At 45.0% G+C, this 18602-nt stretch carries 17 protein-coding genes; 14 read left to right on the top strand and 3 right to left on the bottom strand.

Features of this window, described 5'->3' with window-relative positions; genetic code table 11:
- Positions 1-3 precede the first annotated feature (3 nt).
- From GVT53_RS12050 to GVT53_RS12040, 3 genes are all read right to left on the bottom strand, one after another.
- Entirely contained in the window at positions 4-1296 is a 1293-nt protein-coding gene (locus GVT53_RS12050; protein ID WP_119648308.1) for a toprim domain-containing protein, read from the bottom strand.
- A gap of 212 nt (positions 1297-1508) precedes the next feature.
- Complete coding sequence (locus GVT53_RS12045; protein WP_119648309.1) at positions 1509-2321, bottom strand: hypothetical protein; 813 nt, start codon at positions 2319-2321, stop codon at positions 1509-1511.
- A 119-nt stretch (positions 2322-2440) separates the two neighbouring features.
- On the bottom strand, positions 2441-3652 hold the full coding sequence (locus tag GVT53_RS12040; RefSeq protein ID WP_119648310.1) for a hypothetical protein: 1212 nt from the start codon (positions 3650-3652) through the stop codon (positions 2441-2443).
- 98 nt (positions 3653-3750) lie between these two features.
- Here GVT53_RS12040 and GVT53_RS12035 point away from each other — a divergent pair, with 98 nt between their 5' ends.
- The 14 genes from GVT53_RS12035 to GVT53_RS11970 all read left to right on the top strand — a co-directional run bounded on the left by GVT53_RS12035 (position 3751) and on the right by GVT53_RS11970 (position 18469).
- Entirely contained in the window at positions 3751-4545 is a 795-nt protein-coding gene (locus GVT53_RS12035; RefSeq protein WP_119648311.1) for a M23 family metallopeptidase, read from the top strand.
- 10 nt (positions 4546-4555) lie between these two features.
- The gene (locus GVT53_RS12030) at positions 4556-5815 is read left to right on the top strand and encodes a hypothetical protein (protein ID WP_119648312.1); all 1260 of its coding nucleotides are present in this window, start codon (positions 4556-4558) and stop codon (positions 5813-5815) included.
- Positions 5816-5818: 3 nt separating this feature from the next.
- Positions 5819-6133 carry a hypothetical protein gene (locus GVT53_RS12025; protein WP_094997562.1) on the top strand — a complete coding sequence of 105 codons (315 nt, stop codon included), beginning with the start codon at positions 5819-5821 and terminating at the stop codon, positions 6131-6133.
- A 12-nt stretch (positions 6134-6145) separates the two neighbouring features.
- Entirely contained in the window at positions 6146-6511 is a 366-nt protein-coding gene (locus GVT53_RS12020) for a hypothetical protein (protein WP_094997563.1), read from the top strand.
- 6 nt (positions 6512-6517) lie between these two features.
- Positions 6518-11533 (top strand): helicase-related protein, encoded by a 5016-nt coding sequence (locus GVT53_RS12015; protein WP_119648313.1) that lies wholly within the window; start codon positions 6518-6520, stop codon positions 11531-11533.
- A gap of 393 nt (positions 11534-11926) precedes the next feature.
- Entirely contained in the window at positions 11927-12628 is a 702-nt protein-coding gene (locus GVT53_RS12010) for an AsnC family protein (RefSeq protein ID WP_119648314.1), read from the top strand.
- 5 nt (positions 12629-12633) lie between these two features.
- Complete coding sequence (locus GVT53_RS12005) at positions 12634-13464, top strand: serine/threonine protein kinase (protein ID WP_119648315.1); 831 nt, start codon at positions 12634-12636, stop codon at positions 13462-13464.
- The gene (locus GVT53_RS12000) at positions 13465-14664 is read left to right on the top strand and encodes a hypothetical protein (protein WP_099545113.1); all 1200 of its coding nucleotides are present in this window, start codon (positions 13465-13467) and stop codon (positions 14662-14664) included.
- 319 nt (positions 14665-14983) lie between these two features.
- Positions 14984-15469 (top strand): hypothetical protein, encoded by a 486-nt coding sequence (locus tag GVT53_RS11995; RefSeq protein ID WP_119648316.1) that lies wholly within the window; start codon positions 14984-14986, stop codon positions 15467-15469.
- Between the two features lie 12 nt (positions 15470-15481).
- The gene (locus tag GVT53_RS11990; RefSeq protein ID WP_119648317.1) at positions 15482-15697 is read left to right on the top strand and encodes a PRTRC system protein C; all 216 of its coding nucleotides are present in this window, start codon (positions 15482-15484) and stop codon (positions 15695-15697) included.
- A gap of 2 nt (positions 15698-15699) precedes the next feature.
- Positions 15700-16743 (top strand): hypothetical protein, encoded by a 1044-nt coding sequence (locus GVT53_RS11985; RefSeq protein WP_119648318.1) that lies wholly within the window; start codon positions 15700-15702, stop codon positions 16741-16743.
- The gene (locus GVT53_RS11980) at positions 16743-17453 is read left to right on the top strand and encodes a hypothetical protein (protein ID WP_119648319.1); all 711 of its coding nucleotides are present in this window, start codon (positions 16743-16745) and stop codon (positions 17451-17453) included. The genes GVT53_RS11985 and GVT53_RS11980 overlap by 1 nt, the downstream gene beginning before the upstream one ends.
- A complete protein-coding gene (locus tag GVT53_RS11975; protein ID WP_166248841.1) occupies positions 17443-18243 on the top strand; it encodes a PRTRC system ThiF family protein in 801 nt (266 codons plus the stop codon). Before GVT53_RS11980 ends, GVT53_RS11975 begins: the two co-directional genes overlap by 11 nt.
- Positions 18230-18469: a hypothetical protein gene (locus GVT53_RS11970; RefSeq protein WP_147378290.1), complete on the top strand. Its 240-nt coding sequence runs from the start codon at positions 18230-18232 to the stop codon at positions 18467-18469. Before GVT53_RS11975 ends, GVT53_RS11970 begins: the two co-directional genes overlap by 14 nt.
- The last annotated feature ends 133 nt before the right edge of the window (positions 18470-18602 follow it).

The following is an 18602-nucleotide window of genomic DNA, read 5'->3' as shown; positions in this document are numbered from 1 at the left end:
TCTTTAAAGTAGATTCACTAGCCGACAACTGGACTTTTTTTTTACCGAGATCAGTTCCTCGTTCCAATCCTTCATGGTGGGGCATTTGTCCATTTTCAGGATACCCTGTGCGAAGCATTGGGAAAGTGCCTCCACTGCCAGCCGCCAATAGGTTCTGGAATGTTGGGGGAGGGAGACTATCCTTTCCAAATCCAATTCCCAAAGCACCTTGTCGCGATAGCAGACGGCTTTTTGAAGACCTTCGGGCATTCCGTGAGAACCTCTGGAAATCCGTTCATTGATGTAATCGGTATCCCGTTCCATGATAGCAATGGATTTGGTGAGATAGTTCAGTTTCAAACGCATCACGGGGCGTTTCCAATCCGTTTCGATGAATACCCGGTTGGACTTTCGATTGATCCAATGGCTCAAAAGAATAAGGTCGTAGCGCATCCCCTCGATATCATGGTCAAAGGCCAAAAGAAGAGGGAGCGTATGGGATGGATCTACCGTACGATTCCATTGGAGGAACTGTTCGAGTTTCCGCTCGTCGATATGGCCCGACATGGAGATGTAGAATGTTTTTGGGCAACCGTGCAGTTCATGGTAGGCCATGGCATCGAAACCGCTCTCCACACAAACTATTTTTTCTGCGTTGATATTTGGATTGGAAACGAAAAGGTATTCATAACGCTCGTTGAGGAACAAGCGGAACTTTTTCACCTTTCCGTCCTTTCTGTCCCGATAGGGCCTATTATAAAGCGTATAGTTCTTGATTTTTCCGTCCAACCCATATTTGGGAAGGGCGATATTGGCGATGCGGCCCTTGTTATCACTGACGTGGAAGGCATTGAAGATCCTGCCCTTGAAGGCTTCGGATTGGAGGGTGTTTATGGAGAGTCCGCGACCTTCCGTTAAATAGTTCGGTCTGGTCAAGGGGCCGATATGATAACGATCTTCCAAGCTGATATGCCTGTTGTTCTTTTGGTGCACCTTGGCCGGGGAAGGTTCGGGATAATCCCTTTGGATGATGCCCAGTCCCTGTTTTACGGCTTCGTAAAAATTGGCGGAGCGTTTGTGGAGGTATTTGAAAAATCGCCCCTTGTCCGAAGAGTCGTTGCGATTGAAATAGGTTACGGGATTTCTTTTTGTCTGTAGGACGAGGCGTTCCGCCTCCTTGCCAAATTCCTGTGAACCCGAACTTTTCTTGAGCAATTGGTAGCCCTGTGCGATCAGGTATCCGGGAAAATCGACCTCACGATCGATCTGGGCGATCAACCGTTTGTAGTGCTCCGGATTTTCGGCATAATTTTTCATATAGGCATGGTTTTTTTGGGAGCATTACATGCGGTTATGTCCCAAACTTTAGTCAGTAATCGAGATTTAAATGCTAAAGACTTATCTCGATAATTGTAAGTCTTTTCATTGTGAATGCCTCGTAGGGTTGCCCTGAGGTTATTTGCTTTTGTAGATAGTATGGATGAAAAGAAGGCCGTCCGTGACGGACGGCCCATTGTTAGGTCAATCGGTCAGACTTTCATGCCTCGGCCGCGCGATTTTTTTTTTTCGCCGGGGTTGACCTCAAGCTTTTTGGCCTTTTCCAAATCGACTTTTTTGGTAATAAAGGTCTGTCGGCGCGGGGACCAGGATACCAAATACGGTTTGTTCCCGTGGACTTTGCTCTTGATGACCATTTCGAGCTCCTGGCCCCTGTTGAGTGCATCGGCCTGTTTCGCCGTCAACTTTACCCCATAAAAATAGGTGTTCGTGGAAAGTGCCGGTTTGGTACGGATATCCTGTACCTTTGGCTCGTAATAGGCCAATTTTTGGAACACTTCGCCGTCGTTGGTGCTTCCCTGGAACAGCACGAACTCCTTTTTGTCCACCATGCGCTCGAACTCATCGGCGCTGAAAGTATGGTTATAGGCCCATGCCTCGTCCAGAGTTACCTTTTCATTTCTACGGTACTGGACGTCCAGTCTAGTACCCAAGTTCCGGTCATATACCATCTGTATCATTTTGGCACTTTCCTTGAGCTCGCCCTCGGAGATATAGGTGGACTCGTGGAAATGCTCCTGTCCCTCGGTCAGATTTGTGCGTACGTTCGGGAGGATTTTTTTATAGCTGATATAATGGCCCTTCAATTGTTCTTCGAGGTCCTTATAAGCAAATTTCTGGTCCTTGGATTCGATGGGTTCATAATACTTCTTTTTTTTGGGCACTTTGAACGATTGTCCCTCGTTGTTCACGACGGATACCTTTCCGTCCTTTTCTCCGGTTACGGTAGCCCGTTGCCACCGTTGGTTCACTTTTACGAAAACCTGCTGTGCTTGTTTTTCCATTTTTCAAGTTTTAAATTAAGGATTAATAAACAATTGTTAACTTTGTAATTCTGGATATGACATTTCCATTTTTCATGTCCGGAATTAAGGATTGAAGGGGGCGGGAGCGCCCCCTTTATTTATACGGCCATCCTAAAGGCCTTTAATTTTTCGGTTCCGACATAGACCCCGTTCGCTTCGAACTCCAGCCTCCAATTGGCGTGTACGGGTTTAACGATCTCAACGGTCTTGTCCATATAGTTTCGGTAATAGCTCCAGAGAAAATAGCGAAGTGCGTTGACCTCAAAGGGAATACGGCACGATACCCACTGCTTTTCCTTGGTCAGCACGATGCTCTTCCTGTTCAAAAGGGATTGGTCGGGCACCTTGTTGTATTTGATATATTCCTTTGCCAAGCTACCGTTGTATTTTAGTACCTCATTGTGCAGCTTGGCCAACGGTTTCTGCCCTTCGGGATCGAAGCGGACGGCCAAATGGTCCTTGCCCACCCGGAACAAAAAACGCGAGTCGTTGATAAAGGAAATGAGCATCAGGTCGTGGATATAGCCTTCGATCTTGGATGATCCGGTAAAACTGAGCACCATTTTTTTCAGTTTGGTACGCTTCAGGATCTGCACCAGTAGTTTCGAGGTCTCGTAATTGATTTTGGATATCGTAAGGTAGACCACGTCCTCCAATTGGAACCTTCGATGAAAGGCCATAGCTTCCATAGGGTTGCGGAGTACCACCAAATGCTTGATGGTATCGGGTACCTTACTGAACCAAACCGATTTGGAAATATCGCTTTCCGCTATCAGGGAAAGCTTTCCATCCTTTTCCATGGCATATCCCGTGAGGGTGTTGGCCAAGTTGCGATAGGGGAAATACAGTCGGCCTTCCGGATTTTCGTAGATACGATCTTTAAAAATGTCGGAACCGTCGCCCCCTAGGCTTTTCGGCCTTAAGGAAAGTTCCTCGTTGAGCGTTTCAAAATGGTTGAAATCAATGTCAACAATTTCAAGTGAATTTTTGGAGCCGTTATTTAGAAAAAATTCCGGCTTTTTTTCAAGTTCCGTATAGAAATCCTCGACTTTGGTCCACAGACCCGTTCTCGCCTCTGCATCGGTTCGAGAAAGCCGCTCCAGTATAAAGTCAAAAGCGGTCAGTTTTGTCTTGGGTCCGCTCGGCTTGTAATAGCGATATCCGAGTTCGGTCCTGATAACGATGTACTGCTCCTTCCCGATTTGGTAGCATATAAAAGTACGCGTCTCACGTTGGACCACAAGCCTAAAATAATCCATTAGGGCCGGGACATCCAGCGTTGCATCAAATTTTCGCCACCTGTTGTTCATATTTGTAAAAATTACATATATTTGCAATAATTGCTACAAATATAAATAAAATTTGCAATAATCAAAATTTTATCAAAAACCTTTGTAATAAATTCGTTATGAGCGTTTGGAAGAACATTAAAAAATCCTCGATCGGTTGGATAAAGGGATGCGCCCAAAAAGTGGGCGACGTGACCAATTCCAAGGATAGCGGTCATTTTACCCCGCAGAACAGTAATTACTGGATTTTTGTCACGGTGTTCTTTCTTTGTATCGCCGCCAATCGATTTTTTTACGATAATCCCCATAATACAAAAGACCTTGGAAACCTTGCAAGGCAAATAAGTCAACCCATAACCGAGGAATCTAGGGAAGACCTTGTCTATCAACGGCTCAACGACCTTCTGCACGACTTGAAAAATTTCGAGCAAATAGACCGGTTAAAACCGTTTTTGCCCTTGCGGCCGAAAATTTTGGACAGTGTGCCCTCGACGGTTCCCCTGTTCCGGGAGCACTATGTACTCTCAAGTTCCTATGGAAACCGCCACCATCCCATCCATCGGATCACAAGGAAACATTTTGGGGTCGATTTGGCGGCGGAGAAGGATACCCCGATCTATTGTACCGCTGCCGGAAGGGTGGCCCATATCGGAAACGATCCCAATGGGCATGGCCTGCATGTCATCATTTCACATGCCTATGGTTTCAGTACCCTATACGGGCATATGGAATCCGTGGCGGTCGCCCTAGGGGAAGCACTCGATGCCCATGATTTTATCGGAACCGTTGGGAGTACGGGAATTTCCACTGGTCCCCATCTGCATTACGAGGTCATTAAGGACGGAAACAGGATAAATCCAGCACCTTCCTTTAATATAAAATATGAGGTGTATTCCAATTTAAAAACTGATTGAACCGATAGCCATGAAATCGTACCTTACTATTCGCTTTGCCATTAAACTCTTCCACAGGGTCAAAAATTTGGTATCCCGATTTTTGGATCCCGACTTCAGTACATTTAAAGAATTTGAATTTAAGTCCGTTCCGACCGATCAATTGAACGACCTTAGAAAGCTGCGATATGTCCGCAATCTCAAATTGGCCGAATCGGGTTTTATCAATACGGCATTGAAAGAGCAGTTGGCCCTTTTAAAAAGTAAAAACCGGCTGTTCCAAAAAGACAGGAATATCACCCCCGTAGGCCGCATATCCATCCATGAAAACGAAAATAAGTTGATGAAACTGCTATTGGGCTATAATAGCATGGAGAATAGGACTTATATATCCTTTGCACATTTGAACAATTGTCCCGTCTGGAACAACAATACCATTTCGCTACTAAAGGAAAGGGTTCAACACCTTTACCCTTCCAAATCCGATCATTTGTTTATGAAGCACAGGTATTTCCAAAGGGATGTCAACCATTTGGATAAACAGACCAAAAACAGGCTGCTCCACCTTTTCAACGATACTTTACGAAATATGTACTCGTACAATCGGCATCTGCAAAATGGCATCCGGCCTATGGTGCCCCCGGTCGGTAAACTACCGAAATTATCCAAAACATTGCCTATTCAGGTCGAACAAGGTTTGGATGGACTTTTCGTTCCCGCAACCCTAGGAAAAAACGTTGTCGTACTGGTGCCCTATCTAAAAGTCGCCAATGAAAAAAATCGCCTATATCTCTCGGTAGGCGAATTCCGCACATTACTTGGACAAAAATCAATAACCTTTTTGGCCGAGACCAAATACGGCGTTTCCCTAGGCATTCATGGGAACAGATTATTCCTAAAGGCTACGGACAGTGTGGGAGGTATCGATGTTTTAAAGCAATGGACATTGCTGGATGATTTTTTGGAATCCAAAAACGTCCCGAAACGGTTAAAGTACGAGGTCGTCAAAAACCTTATTGAGAAGAAGGACTATCTCATAGATGTGGACAAGATTCCCTTGCGGCAGACCAACGATACCCTACTGCTAAAAAAGCATTACGGTTCGGGCAAAACCTACTTTGCATTGTCGAAAAAAGGCAAGAAACCAGAACTCAAGGAATATAGGCCCATTGCCAATCTAAAAAGCAAACATCCCGAATACTACCATAGCTATAGGGAATATATGAACCATACCAATGTCTTGGAACCATTGGGGACAAAGAAAAAAAGACAAATTAAAATTTCCATTTGAACCATGCTTTTTGAGATAACGATTTTGGACACAAATGGCCGTCCCTTACTACGGGATGCTTTCCTTATGGAAAGTATTACCACATTGATGGATTTTACCTCAGAAGTATTAAAACCATTGAGCCAAAGCACCGAGAAAAAGGCCTTTGAGCTTTTCATCCGCTGCGAAAAGGGTCGACACGTTTTCCATCGCTTCGATTCACTTGACGGCGTGATACTGTTCAAGAACGCCTTGTACGAACACCTTATCGAATTGAACGAAACTCCAAATCGAAACATTGAAAGCACAATTGATTTTATACTGTCAAACAAACCTTAAAAAATACAATCCATGACACAGGAAGAACTCTTACTTACTTCGGAAACCCAAAGGTTCCGAACTGAACATCCGGAAACGATCAAGGACTGGGAGCGCCAGCTTGCCAATGGGGAATGTGGTCCCGACCTTCATTTTTGTTTTTACGCGTTGGAGGCTTATCCGAACCTGACCGCCCGTTTGGATGCTGCGGAATACCGTTTTGATTTTGCCATCAATGCCTATATCCTGCACGCCAAATTACAGGGGCAGTTTCTTGAGGACGGCCACATTGGGCCCCTTGCGCTGGAGCATGCCAATGAAGCCCTGTCGGATATCTATCGGGCCTTGAACGAAAAAGACCCCGAGGGAAAGGCGGCCATCCTGAAATCGCTTCAATAATTCGGGATGAAACAGGAACATTTGGCTCAGATCGTTGCCTTGATAAAGGCATCGAATCCCAAGAACTATTATATCAACAATTCCGGACTTGCCAAGTTGGGGGAGCTGTTGTTCTATCCTGCATCTGGGAAGGAAAAACAGGGGCAACAATTGCTGCAAACCCTTGAACAGGCCTTCCCGGAGACCTTCAGGGGAATTCTGGCTTCGTTGCGGCGGTACCATCTGACCAGTTACTATACCCCCAAGACCCTTATCGAATATAAAATCGGTCTTCTAAAAAAGAACGGGTTCGAACCCAAGACCATACTGGAGCCCTCGGCGGGCAATGGGGCCTATGTGCAGGAATTGAAAAAGGCGTTTCCCGAAGCCCAAATCACGGCTTTGGAACCCGATATCCTATCGTTTGAAATCCTTAAGGCCAATAACCAAAAAGACGACCGTGTAACCGTACTGAACACCACTTTTGAGGATTTTTTTCTGGATCAAGGGGAAAAGACCCGTTTCGATCTGGTCATGACCAATATCCCTTTTGGGGACATTCCCATCACCAAGGCCTATCGACACGATTACCTGACGGAAGGTCCGCTCAAGAATGTGGGCAATTATTTTAATTTTTATGCCCCAAAGATGGTACGCCATGGGGGAATCACGGCCTTGGTTACCTCTTCCGCCTTTGCCGAGCGAAGTGCCTACAATGATTTTAGGGAGTCTATATTATTGGATAACGACTTGCTCCTGGCCAACCGTTTCAACACGGACTTGTTCACCAACGAGGGCACCAAGGTCGTATCCGATCTATTGTTGTACCGTAGGACTTCCAACAAAAAAACGCTGTCCGCCGACGAAATGGATTTTGCGGAAACCGAAGCCGTTGAACTGGAAGGTCAATCCTTTCTGACCAATCGTTTTTTCAAGAACAATCCGGGAAATGTTCACGGTACGCCCAAGCTCGGCTTTTTCCACAACAGGCCAAGCATTATTGTTGAACCTAACGAAATATCCCTGTCGAATTTTCTGGAAGGACAATCCGATGGTTTCAAGTTCGAGGTCGGTCAGGCACCTTTAGATATACCGAAAAAACCGGAACCCTTGCCAAAGGAGGCCATAGCCGAGGAACAAACGGCAGCACCACCAACGCCTCCTATCGTCGATACGGTTTTACCTCCGATTGCCTTGCACGATAAAGAAGCCAAACAATACTCCCGATTGTTTTTTGGTACCTACAATTTTAACAAGAAGGGCGAAGTTTTGTTTTACACCGACCCACAGCGCACAAGAAAGGTACCCCATAAAATCAGGGAATTGGTGGCGGACTATGCCCGTATGCGGAACGAGCTCGTACTGCTCAACCTCAATATCGAAAAAAGGGAACTTCCGGAGCAAGAAGTTGCCCGACGCTTCCAGGACTTGGACTACCAATTGGACACCTTCCATTTTAAGTGGGGATTCCTAAAGGGGCATCTCATATTTCTGAAGGACGACCATTATTTCGAGCAGGTCCGCCAACAGTTTGAGAAAAAGGAGGATGGAAAGGGCTATGGCAAAAATCCGTCGTTCACCTTGAAACGATTTCTAAAGGCTCCCCGCGCCAAAACCAAACCCGATGAAACCGCTTCTGCTGAAATTGGCACAGATACATCCGACTCAAAGGAACCCAGATTCGAGAATCCCGAACAAATGGCGCGCTACCAATTTGACCATAACGGACAGATCGATATAGCAGCCATCACAAGAGCCTTTAAGACCAACGAAAAGGAACTGTTGCTGAACGGGCTGGAAACCCGCTCCCTTTTTCTAGAGCCCGATAGGGAATCCGAAACGGGCTATGCAGTGGTGCCCTATTTCCTATTTTCGAGTGGCTATATCCAGGATAAGATCGATTATGTCGGGAACCATCCTCCGCCATTCGAAATCGGAACGGAAAGAATGGAACAGGCGTTGACGGAGCTGCTTCCCATAAAGTTGGACCTGGACGATATCGAGTTCAATTTCGAAAGCCATTTTATCCCCATTTCCGCGAAGGAGTCCTTTTTAGAGGAGCTCATAGGCGAGAAGGTACAGATCAATATGGCCCAGTTCAATTCCACCCTGACCCTGATGTTCCCCAGGGACTTTAACCAAGAGGCCCACGAACGTTTCAGTGTGGTGCTGCACCATGAGGTCAAGGCGAACTATAAACGGATATTGCAACATTTTGCTGAAAACAGGTATCCTGTCATCTTTACCTCGTATAAGGACAGGTCCGGAAAGACCATCAGGAAACTGGACAAGGATGCCACCTTGATGGCCCAAAATATTTATGAGGAACTGCAGCTCCACTTCAAGTCCTTTATCGAAGGGAGCCAAGAATTGAAGGCCACCATAGAGAACAACTATTATCAGGCCTTTTTGGCCGATGTCAATATCACGGTACCCAAGGGATGGCTCACCTTTCCGGATACCTTGGTCTACCCGCCCTACCAGCACCAGATCGATTCCACACTCTTCGGGCTTACCAAAGGGAGTGCCCTGAACGATCATCAGGTCGGCAAGGGCAAGACCCTCTCCATGGCGATGCTGGCCCATAAACTGAAACAGCACGGGAAGAGCAAGAGAACCCTGTTACTGACTTTAAAAAGCGTAGCCCCCCAGATCGAGGCCGAGATCAGGGCCAATTTTCCCCAACTGAACATGCTCCGATTGAGTTCCAAGAACATGGCCAAGGGCAAGAGGGCCAAGACCTTGAAAACGATTAAAAACCACAGGGCCATTGACCTGATCATCGCCGAGCATGGCCATTTAAAGCAGATTCCCAAATCAAGGCACTTCGTCCTGGATATCCTCGAAGAAAAAATCGATATGATCGAACAGGACCTACAAACGGCAAGGGAATACGGAAATATAAAGGAATCCAAAAAACTGATCAAGGGCCTGATCAAAAGGAAGGAACATTTGGAGGGCAAGCTACAGGCGACCCTTAAAAAATTGGAGGAACGGTCCGATGGGATGGAAACGACCCTGACGGATCTAGGCATCGAAGCTTTGATGATCGACGAGGCCCATTATTTCAAGAACATCGGTTTCACGACCCGGCATCAGAACGTATCCGGCCTCAACAACCATTCGGACAGTCAAAGGAACCTGGACCTTGAAATCAGCATAAAATCCATCCACCACAGGATGGGTCCCGACAAAAACATCTTTTTTTATAGCGGCACCCCTCTAAAAAACTCGGTTACCGAACTGTATGCCTACCAGCGCTATCTTACCCCTGCGGCACTGAAGCGCAAGAACATCTTCAATTTCGATGCCTGGGCCTCGATTTTCCTGAAGCAGAGCGTAAGCATCGAACCGAACATTTTCGGGGATCCGAGGATGCATGCGCGATTTCGATACTATACCAATCTGCCCGAATTGAGCAAGATGTACAACTCCTTTACCCATATCTGTAGGGACAAACATTTCAAGACCCATGACCTTGAAGTGGACAGGGAATTTATCATTTTGGAGTCGACACCAGCCTATGAAGAACTCAAACAGGCCTCGCTCAGGTTTACAAAGGATCGCAACCAAAATGCCCTGTTCAAGGTTCCCATTTACAACGCAGACCAAATGAAGTCCGCACACATAACGGCACTCAACATCAACCGTTCCCTTTTGATCGACCCTTTGGCAAAGGACAATCTTGCCATCGATTTTTCGGAACTCGACCAATTCAAACTGCAACGTCTGTGCCGGGATGTTGCCGAGCTTTATAAAAAAACATCGGAACACAAAGGGGTGTGTTTGGTGTTCTCCGACCTGAATGTTTGGAAACCGGGACAGTACAACTCGTACGACACGGTCCGCGAAATCCTTTGGGAAGACTATGACATTCCAGCCCATGAAATTGCCTTGGCTCAGGAGGAAAAGGCTAAGAACAAAACGGATTTCATGCAGGAAAAGATACGAAATGGAGAGATTAGGGTGGCACTCGGTAGTACACAGGTATTGGGTACGGGCACGAACATCCAAAAACGGGTCGTAGGCATCTTCCATATGGACATTCCCTATTCCCCCGATGCCTTTGACCAAAGGGCCGGACGGGGCCTGCGCAAGGGAAATGAAGTGGCCCAAATCTATGGCAATACGGTGGTGGAGCGATTCTACGGCATCAAGGATTCCACGGATATCTTTTCCTATTCGTTGAATACCCATAAGGAAAGGTTCCGGGAACAGATCAGGGAAGCCGACCCGAACAAGCGTATCTATGACGACCTTGTTCCCGATGACAAGAGCCTGTCCTATGAGCAGATGCAGGCTGCGTTGATTGGGGATATGGACCAATTTCAACTCGTCAAACTTTCTGATGACCTAAAGTTTTTACAATCGCAAAAGCGGTTGCACGAGCTCAACAAGGCCAATTCCTTCAAGGCCATCGAGCGCATCGAAAAGGAAAACAAACATATTGTTTCCCAAGTGGCCGATTTGGAAAGGGCGCAAAATGCGATCAGCGGGATGAACATGCCCATGGATGAAATCGAACCCGAGGACATGGACCAGTTGCAAAGAGGTTTGCTAGGTCTCGTTTCGGGTTCCGAACTCGAATCGAGTGTCCATAATGTAAAGGAACCCAAAACTTTCCTTAAACAATTGGGCTTGGCCATGGTCGAACGGTCGAATTTGAACCTGAACATACAAAAGCACAAGCAAGTTGCCCGTTTGCGAACCCTGAATGCCAATTTGGTCTTTCAAGCAGAATATGTTCCCTCAAATCACAATTATCTCTATTGCTATCGACTGGAGTTTAGGAATATCCACATCGTTGGCAGAAAACAGCAACGGTTCGACCCGGAAAAAGTGGCCCTGCAACTGTTCAAACTATGTCAAAAGGTACAACGGGAAATCAGCTCCAAAAAATTCGATCTGGACTATAACCTGCGTTCGATGGAAACCCATAAAAAGAAAACGGCTATTGGCTTCCCTCCGGAAAAAACGGCCAAGATGCAGGTATTAAGACAGGATATCAAAGAGCTCAAACGAAAAAGGGCAGTCAAAGTCTAACCGCGGCAAAGACTATTTTGTATATTCCAATTTAGAATGTAAACACGCCTAAAGTGGAATATAGCCAGAAATACCTTATAAATTAGTAGTTGAATTTTGGCGGTTAGCCCCTTTATAATGGATATTTTTTAGTCAATAGCTGTGCGGTTGTTTTAAAAGGGACTACTTACGAGGATTCCTGAAATCTTAAAAGTTCAAATTGAATTGGAGTTGTTTGCCCAGCATATAATAGGGAGTAGTTTCATCTAACCTTTTTAGACCCTATCATTAGCAGTTTTTTTGAAAACAAATGGCAATAAACGCCGAGAGTATTGATTTATTTTTAATATCCTGTTCAAGTACAAAAAAGGAATTATCTTTAGACTGTTATCTTTGTTCAAAACAAAAATTTATATGCTCGACAACCTGCAATTTAACTTTAGGAAAGAAAAAGAAGGCCCTGAAAATGACTTGGTCAATACTTTTCTAAATCAATATACTCAAAACTTTGAGAAGAAAAATTACAAGTTTAAAGTACTAAAGGAAGTTTATGCCGAGACAGGAATCCCAGATATTCTGATTGTGGTATGGGAAGATATTGATAAAAGTGGTTGGCCGCCAAAGAGAAATAAACTCGATAAAACGGACATTAAAATCCTGCACCATATTTCTTCAAATGGTAAAAGGGGTATCCGTTTTAAAAGAATACTTCAACAACTTGGGTACTCCGAAAAATCCGCTCAGAAATCCCTTAAAAAGCTGGTGCAAGCAGAGCTTATATTCTTTAACGGAATGACTGCCAGAATAAAGGATTTTGAAAATTCCTTTTTTGTACGTGAAATCATTTCCATCGAAGCTAAAATGAGTGATTGGAAGAATGCGTTTAAGCAAGCACAGTTAAATGAAAACTTTTCCTCACATTCTTATGTGTTGCTTCCTGATAAAACCATAACCGAGAATGTAGTGTCTTCGATCAATGGCAACCTTGGAATTTTATCTCAAAGTGAAGACGGCGCAAAATTGAAGGTAAGGGCAAAAAAAGCCAAACTACCTGGGTCTTATTTCTCTTGGATTATCAATGAATATATAGGCCGTCAATTGGCATCAGCTTTGTAAGTTTTATGATAGAAGAATTAAAGGATTTAAACCTAATCAAAAAAGGGGGGCAAAAGGAAGTTTTCCAAGGTACACATGATGAACATGGTCAAATCGTATTCAAGAAAGTTTTTCCAAATTCTGACAGTTTAGAGCGAACAAAAAGGGAAATAAGAGCGGTATCCGTACTAGACGAATCTCCGAATATACCTAGAATCATCGCTCATAATTGCGAAGAAGCTGACCCAGAATTTATTTGGATTGTCGAAGAGTACATTTCAGGGCAAAATCTAAGGGACGCCATAAATGACGGCAGAAAGTTCCTAATAAATGATATTGTTCGGTTTTTGGACACTATGCTCGAAATAGCTGTTCATTCCGAAAACAAACAACTGGTGCATAGGGATATTAAACCAGAGAATATTATCCTCGACGATGATGACAACTTTTGGCTTCTTGATTTTGGAATAGCAAGACACCTTGATCTAGAATCCATAACCAAGTCTGATGACCCCTTTGGCCTATTTACAGTGGGTTACGCATCCTCAGAACAATTTAGAAACTATAAAAAAGATATTGATATACGCGCAGACCTTTTTTCAATAGGGGTGGTTTGTTATGAATTGTTAAGGGGGCAAAATTTTTATATGGTCGATGTCGATAATGATATTTTTAAGGTTCTTAGAAAACTGGAGAATATATCTTTACCGCCTCTGAGAATAGAAGGCGATGGACAATTCCAACTCTCTACCTTTATTAGTCTTTTAGGAGACCATCGAAGAAATAGAAGGCCGAATACGGCTAATGAGGCAAAAATTATTTTTGACACTTTAAAGGAAACACTTACTTTAAATTAAATGGAACTATACCTTCAATTTGGATATGGAATGATGGCGCATTGCAAGCACCTTATTAAGAACTGGCAATCAGGCACTGTAATTTTGAGTCCAAGAGATCAAGACATAGATCAAATGAACGGTTTTGTTCCGGACATACATAAAGTAGGTGGTCAAGTTGTCTTTGATCCTCAATTTTATGTGCCGCACGCTGACCATGGAAGATTGACATCCCATTCGTTTTGGCCATCGGATTATTCAACAGCTCTTTTTAATTCGGTCGACGTCAGAAGAATGCTCGCAGTATTAAGGGACGAGTATAATAGCCCTTATGAAACGCCATTTTTCATCCTACCGGGAAGCAGAAGCTCTGAAATCAATGATAATTGGTATAACTACCATACTTTAATTATCAATGAAGCACAGAATTTAAATGTTCATGAAAACATTTATTTCACTTTGTGTTTATCTCAAGAAGCTATGAATTCTGAGGAGGCAATTCACGATGTTTTAGAATATATGGATACTTGGAATGTGCAAGGCTGCTATGTGGTACCAGAACCATCTAACAATCGCTATTTGGTTGACAACCCAAATTGGCTTGTCAATCTAATGGATTTAACCGCAGGTTTAAAACTTCAAGGTAAACAGGTTGTTGTTGGCTACGCCAATCATCAAATGCTCAATTTGGCACTTACGAAAACCGATGCAATAGCATCCGGAAATTGGCTCAATGTTAGGAGCTTTAATGCCAATAAGTTCAACAATCCGGAGGATTCTGTTAGTAGGAGGTCAACATGGTACTATTGTCCTCAGAGCCTATCGGAATATCAGATACCGTTCTTAGATATTGCGAGACGTTTGGGTATTTTGAGTGATTTAAGAACGGATACAGAAAACCTTTCTGGTTATGCCGATATTCTCTTTTCTGGTGCGCAACCAACAACTGTCAAATATGGCGACCGAGAGTCTTTCCGGCACTATCTACAATGTTTACGCATGCAAGCCCAAAATACCGTGAAAGAATCTTATATTGAGACTAAGGAATCCATTAAATTAAGACTGGAAGGAGCCGATAGACTTACCAAATATTTTAATGACAATGGAATACGAGGAAAGGACAGGGATTTTTCGGATGTTGTAGACTCCAACCTTTCTGCTTTAAATGTTTTTCACAGATTAAGAGGAATGGTCTTAAGTCACAAATGGGATTCTATTTAAATTTCCTATGGATTTATACATCTCAGTTATCAACTACGAAAAGCGCATGAATTAACGAAAGCCCTACTTCGTATGCAACACAGCCTGCCATAGATACCGTAAACTACTTCCGCAAAAATTTTTACGGTTACCTAAAGTCCATCCAAAAATTTGCAATGATTCCCGCCCGCCTCCAATAAGCGGACACCGGTTCCAACGCCCCTTCGGGGCGTATTTTGTGGTGAGGGGAAGAAGAAGTCGATTGTGGTTTAAATCCTTAATTTTCAATGATTTAAAGATTCTTGAGGGTATCTTGTAACAACAATTAAAAGCAGTACCTATGGAAACATTCTTTAAATCTTTGGGCAAGACGGGCATTGGACAATTCTCCATATCGGTCTCCTTTCACGGTACGGACTGTGCGGTCTCGCTACTCCCAAAGGCATCGGAGGGCGACAACGCCCTAAAAGCGATACGGCCCTTTACGCTCAAGGGCAGCATCGAGGAAATCGATACCGTCTTTTTGGAACGGTTGGGGAAACCCATGCAGGAAACAAAAGTACTGTTCGACAATGCCAACGGCTATCTCAGCAACCTGAAAAAGGCCGAGGAAAAGACCAAAATGGCGAACGACCGTAAGGAGAAAAAGAAGAAGGCCCTGTCCGACCTAAAGGAACTGGTCAAGGACAAGAAGTTCAACCCAATGGCCGAACACGAGAAGGCCGTGGATCTGGCCAACAAGGTATTGGAACTCGATGAAAACGACGCTTTGGCGAAAAAGACCATCGAGGATATGAAAGCCTATCAGCAACCCACCTTTTTTTAAACCACAAGCACTATGGAAGTATTAGGATTGGAAAGAAAATTTATGCTAAAGAACGTCTCGGGCGAATCCGTCTTGGACGACATCGACCCAAATTGGGCACCGGATCAAATCAAAGACCACTATGCCTCGGTGTATCCCGAACTGACCAATGCCAAAATCGTGGACAACGGCATTGTCGACGGCCGTCATGAAATTATGTTCAAGACCATAGCGGGAACCAAAGGATAGCGATGAATGAAAAAGAGGCACATACCATCAAAAAGGGACCTGTCCCGTTTCCACAAATCCTTGTTCGGCATTCTGGATTCGCGGGCGAGGCCGTCATCGGGAACCCGAAGACCCAAGCACGTCCAACAAGGGGGTCGTTTTTTTCTGACCTGACCATCCCGATCTTGCCTCGATTCGAGGTATTCGAAGATGGGGACGGAAATCGATGGGACACTCTAGGTACTCTCACAAAGAATGCTTTGGATACCCTTACAGGCAAGGCATCCGCCTTAACGGAAGATAGCCCAGAAATGCAGTTCTTCGGACAGTTGCAACGATTGCACAGGGAAATACCCGATGCACTGGTAAAGGAGGTATGCACCCAAGAGGGAAATGATGGCATCCTTGTCATGAAGCCTGTTTTTGAGGCGCACCATATTTGGGCGATCCCAATGGCTCCCATATTTTCTTTGCGTACCCGAAATGCTAAACTGTTCGCTAGCCTGCTGTCCTTTGTGCATTCATTGCCCTTTGACAATGTATTCAAACGGATGGGCTACCTCTTGGAATGTTTGCTCGAATGGTCGTTCGAGGTCTCGGAATCCGAATCCGACCCCGAGACCGACTGTTGCGCCGAGGGGCCATGTGTCCTATGCTTTATAGAGGCCCATGCTTCCGATTATGCCAAATACGAGGATTTCGATTGGTTGGCCTGTATGAGAAGCTACCGACCAAAAAATACCTTGTTCAAAATGATGCGGGATTTGCTGTTGGAAGCACCTACCATTGATTTCAATGCCTTTGCCAACCTATGTTTTTTGGAAGACGATATGGATATGGAAGTGGACGACCTGATCGTCTTTTTAGATAGGGAGGATTCCCAACTGGAAAACGGCTATATCAACTTTGTAAACGAGATCGCACAGTACGGCTACTCCCATACCATCTACGACACATCACTCACAGTTGGGAACAAGACCAAAGCCTTTGTTATGCGGGAGGAAGGGCAGGTAAATGCCATTTTCAATTTTATGGATTGTTTGAACGAACTCTTAAAAAAACTCTGATGGAAGAAAACACCCGACACGACCCGAAATTTCATTTTGAACCCAAAATAGCCATCATAGGCTATGAGGCCATAAACGGGTATTACGGACGGGACGAATGTTACTTTTCAAGGCACACCGTTCGAAACGGGAAATTGGGGGCAGGATCCCCGCTTACCATGGATATGGTAAGGGACATGCTCAAATTGGTCGATGTGGACAGATGCGAGTTTTCCTTTAAGGGTCGGTTGCCCAAACAGTTGCTCTATTTCAGGGACAAGGGTACGTTACAATTGGTCTGGTCTTGTGACCGACCCGTGGAAAGGCTACTTTTTAAAGAGCAATTGGACATACCTACGGGAACATATCCCATACCCAAATTGGTATTTTCCCTTTCGGGGGAATCGCTTTCCGTTTTTGCCATAACTCGAAAAAAGCCGATCCATGACGGCACGGAACTCTACCATGCCCCTTTTATGAACGTCTATGCCTCTGGAAAGGTGTGCATGGGCGATGCAACATTGTGTTATCGCCATTTGGACTTTTATGAGGACATGATGGCCTTTGCGGAAAAGCAATTTTTCCTGTCGGTTTTTACCCATACGAACCACGACCATCTGCTCAACGGAAATTACACGGAGTTGATGCTCCAAATGCATGGGACGCAGCATTTCGAGGAAGCCCTTTTATTCCCTAACCACCAACTTTTACAGCATGTCTATGAAAACTGATCTCCACTACGCCCCGAACTATTTTTTCGCTCCCACCCATCCCATTAGCATTGCGTTGGTCGGGGCAGGGGGCAACGGTTCCCTCGTGTTGGCACGTCTGGCAAGGCTAGGCCATGCCTTGGTGCAGTTGGGGCATCCAGGCCTCTATGTGACCGTTTTCGACGGGGACTTGGTACAGCCCTCGAACGTGGGCCGGCAGTTGTACGCCCCACAGGACGTTGGGGGCAACAAGGCCATTTGTGCCGTAACCAAGGTGAACCATACCTTCGGACTGCAATGGGATGCCGTTCCCGAACGGATAGGCGCGGACGATAAAAGATTGCACGCCAATCTGATCATTAGCTGTGTGGACGGTGCCGATTTTCGTTTGGAACTGGCAAAGGTGCTTAACCATCCACGTTCAGGTTCCTATCCATACGAGAACCAACATTATTGGTTGGATTTGGGCAACGGAAAATATTTCGGACAGTTTGTCCTAGGAAACCTGCAACACAATAATCTGCGTTCGGAAGGGGAGGCGAAACACCGCAAGCTGGACCATATCGTAGACCTGTTCCCCGACCTATTGGCGATGGAAAAAGAGGTCGAACAGGGAAGGGGATGCAGCTATGCGGACAAGTTGCAGGAACAATCGCTGTTCATCAATGATACCTTGTCGTCAATGGCCGTCCATTGTCTCTACGAACTTCTAACGAACAAAAAGATCAAATATCACGGGGCATTCGTAAACCTTGAAACGGGTAGAACGAATCCGCTTCCCATAAAATCCAACGTGCATGCTGTCGCTTGAAATGCTATACGAAAAGCTTCCCTTTATGGGATTTGTCATTTTTATGTGGATCATTCTACAGGGAATGCTCAGGCTCAAACGTTTTTTGGGAATACCGTTACTGCTATTTCTTTTTATCTTGGTAGGCATCCCATTTATTAAGGATTTGGTGTGGCTCTTTGGGGCATTGGAACTATCGGTCTGGGGATATTCTATTGCCAAAAAATGGCCGAGGCCATATTCTTGATTGTACCATTGTAATGATCGTTCTTATTGGTTCGTCTTTTTCTCTCCCTTCCCATGGTTTCTGCGGGAGTTGCGCGAAAGCCGCACCTTATCGGCCTCCCGAAATCCCTGCGGGATGTCATCGGGGGCCTCAC

Origin of the sequence: Flagellimonas oceani, assembly GCF_011068285.1 — a bacterium.
GTDB classification, from domain to species: Bacteria; Bacteroidota; Bacteroidia; order Flavobacteriales; family Flavobacteriaceae; genus Flagellimonas; species Flagellimonas oceani.
Note: the sequence above shows the minus strand (reverse complement) of the source record. Positions and strands in the feature narration are given on the sequence as shown.

Coding starts and splice junctions, on each gene's coding strand:
- GVT53_RS12050 (WP_119648308.1), bottom strand. CDS start 1,296: ATGAAAAATTATGCCGAAAATCCGGAGCACTACAAACGGTTGATCGCC.
- GVT53_RS12045 (WP_119648309.1), bottom strand. CDS start 2,321: ATGGAAAAACAAGCACAGCAGGTTTTCGTAAAAGTGAACCAACGGTGG.
- GVT53_RS12040 (WP_119648310.1), bottom strand. CDS start 3,652: ATGAACAACAGGTGGCGAAAATTTGATGCAACGCTGGATGTCCCGGCC.
- GVT53_RS12035 (WP_119648311.1), top strand. CDS start 3,751: ATGAGCGTTTGGAAGAACATTAAAAAATCCTCGATCGGTTGGATAAAG.
- GVT53_RS12030 (WP_119648312.1), top strand. CDS start 4,556: ATGAAATCGTACCTTACTATTCGCTTTGCCATTAAACTCTTCCACAGG.
- GVT53_RS12025 (WP_094997562.1), top strand. CDS start 5,819: ATGCTTTTTGAGATAACGATTTTGGACACAAATGGCCGTCCCTTACTA.
- GVT53_RS12020 (WP_094997563.1), top strand. CDS start 6,146: ATGACACAGGAAGAACTCTTACTTACTTCGGAAACCCAAAGGTTCCGA.
- GVT53_RS12015 (WP_119648313.1), top strand. CDS start 6,518: ATGAAACAGGAACATTTGGCTCAGATCGTTGCCTTGATAAAGGCATCG.
- GVT53_RS12010 (WP_119648314.1), top strand. CDS start 11,927: ATGCTCGACAACCTGCAATTTAACTTTAGGAAAGAAAAAGAAGGCCCT.
- GVT53_RS12005 (WP_119648315.1), top strand. CDS start 12,634: ATGATAGAAGAATTAAAGGATTTAAACCTAATCAAAAAAGGGGGGCAA.
- GVT53_RS12000 (WP_099545113.1), top strand. CDS start 13,465: ATGGAACTATACCTTCAATTTGGATATGGAATGATGGCGCATTGCAAG.
- GVT53_RS11995 (WP_119648316.1), top strand. CDS start 14,984: ATGGAAACATTCTTTAAATCTTTGGGCAAGACGGGCATTGGACAATTC.
- GVT53_RS11990 (WP_119648317.1), top strand. CDS start 15,482: ATGGAAGTATTAGGATTGGAAAGAAAATTTATGCTAAAGAACGTCTCG.
- GVT53_RS11985 (WP_119648318.1), top strand. CDS start 15,700: ATGAATGAAAAAGAGGCACATACCATCAAAAAGGGACCTGTCCCGTTT.
- GVT53_RS11980 (WP_119648319.1), top strand. CDS start 16,743: ATGGAAGAAAACACCCGACACGACCCGAAATTTCATTTTGAACCCAAA.
- GVT53_RS11975 (WP_166248841.1), top strand. CDS start 17,443: ATGAAAACTGATCTCCACTACGCCCCGAACTATTTTTTCGCTCCCACC.
- GVT53_RS11970 (WP_147378290.1), top strand. CDS start 18,230: ATGCTGTCGCTTGAAATGCTATACGAAAAGCTTCCCTTTATGGGATTT.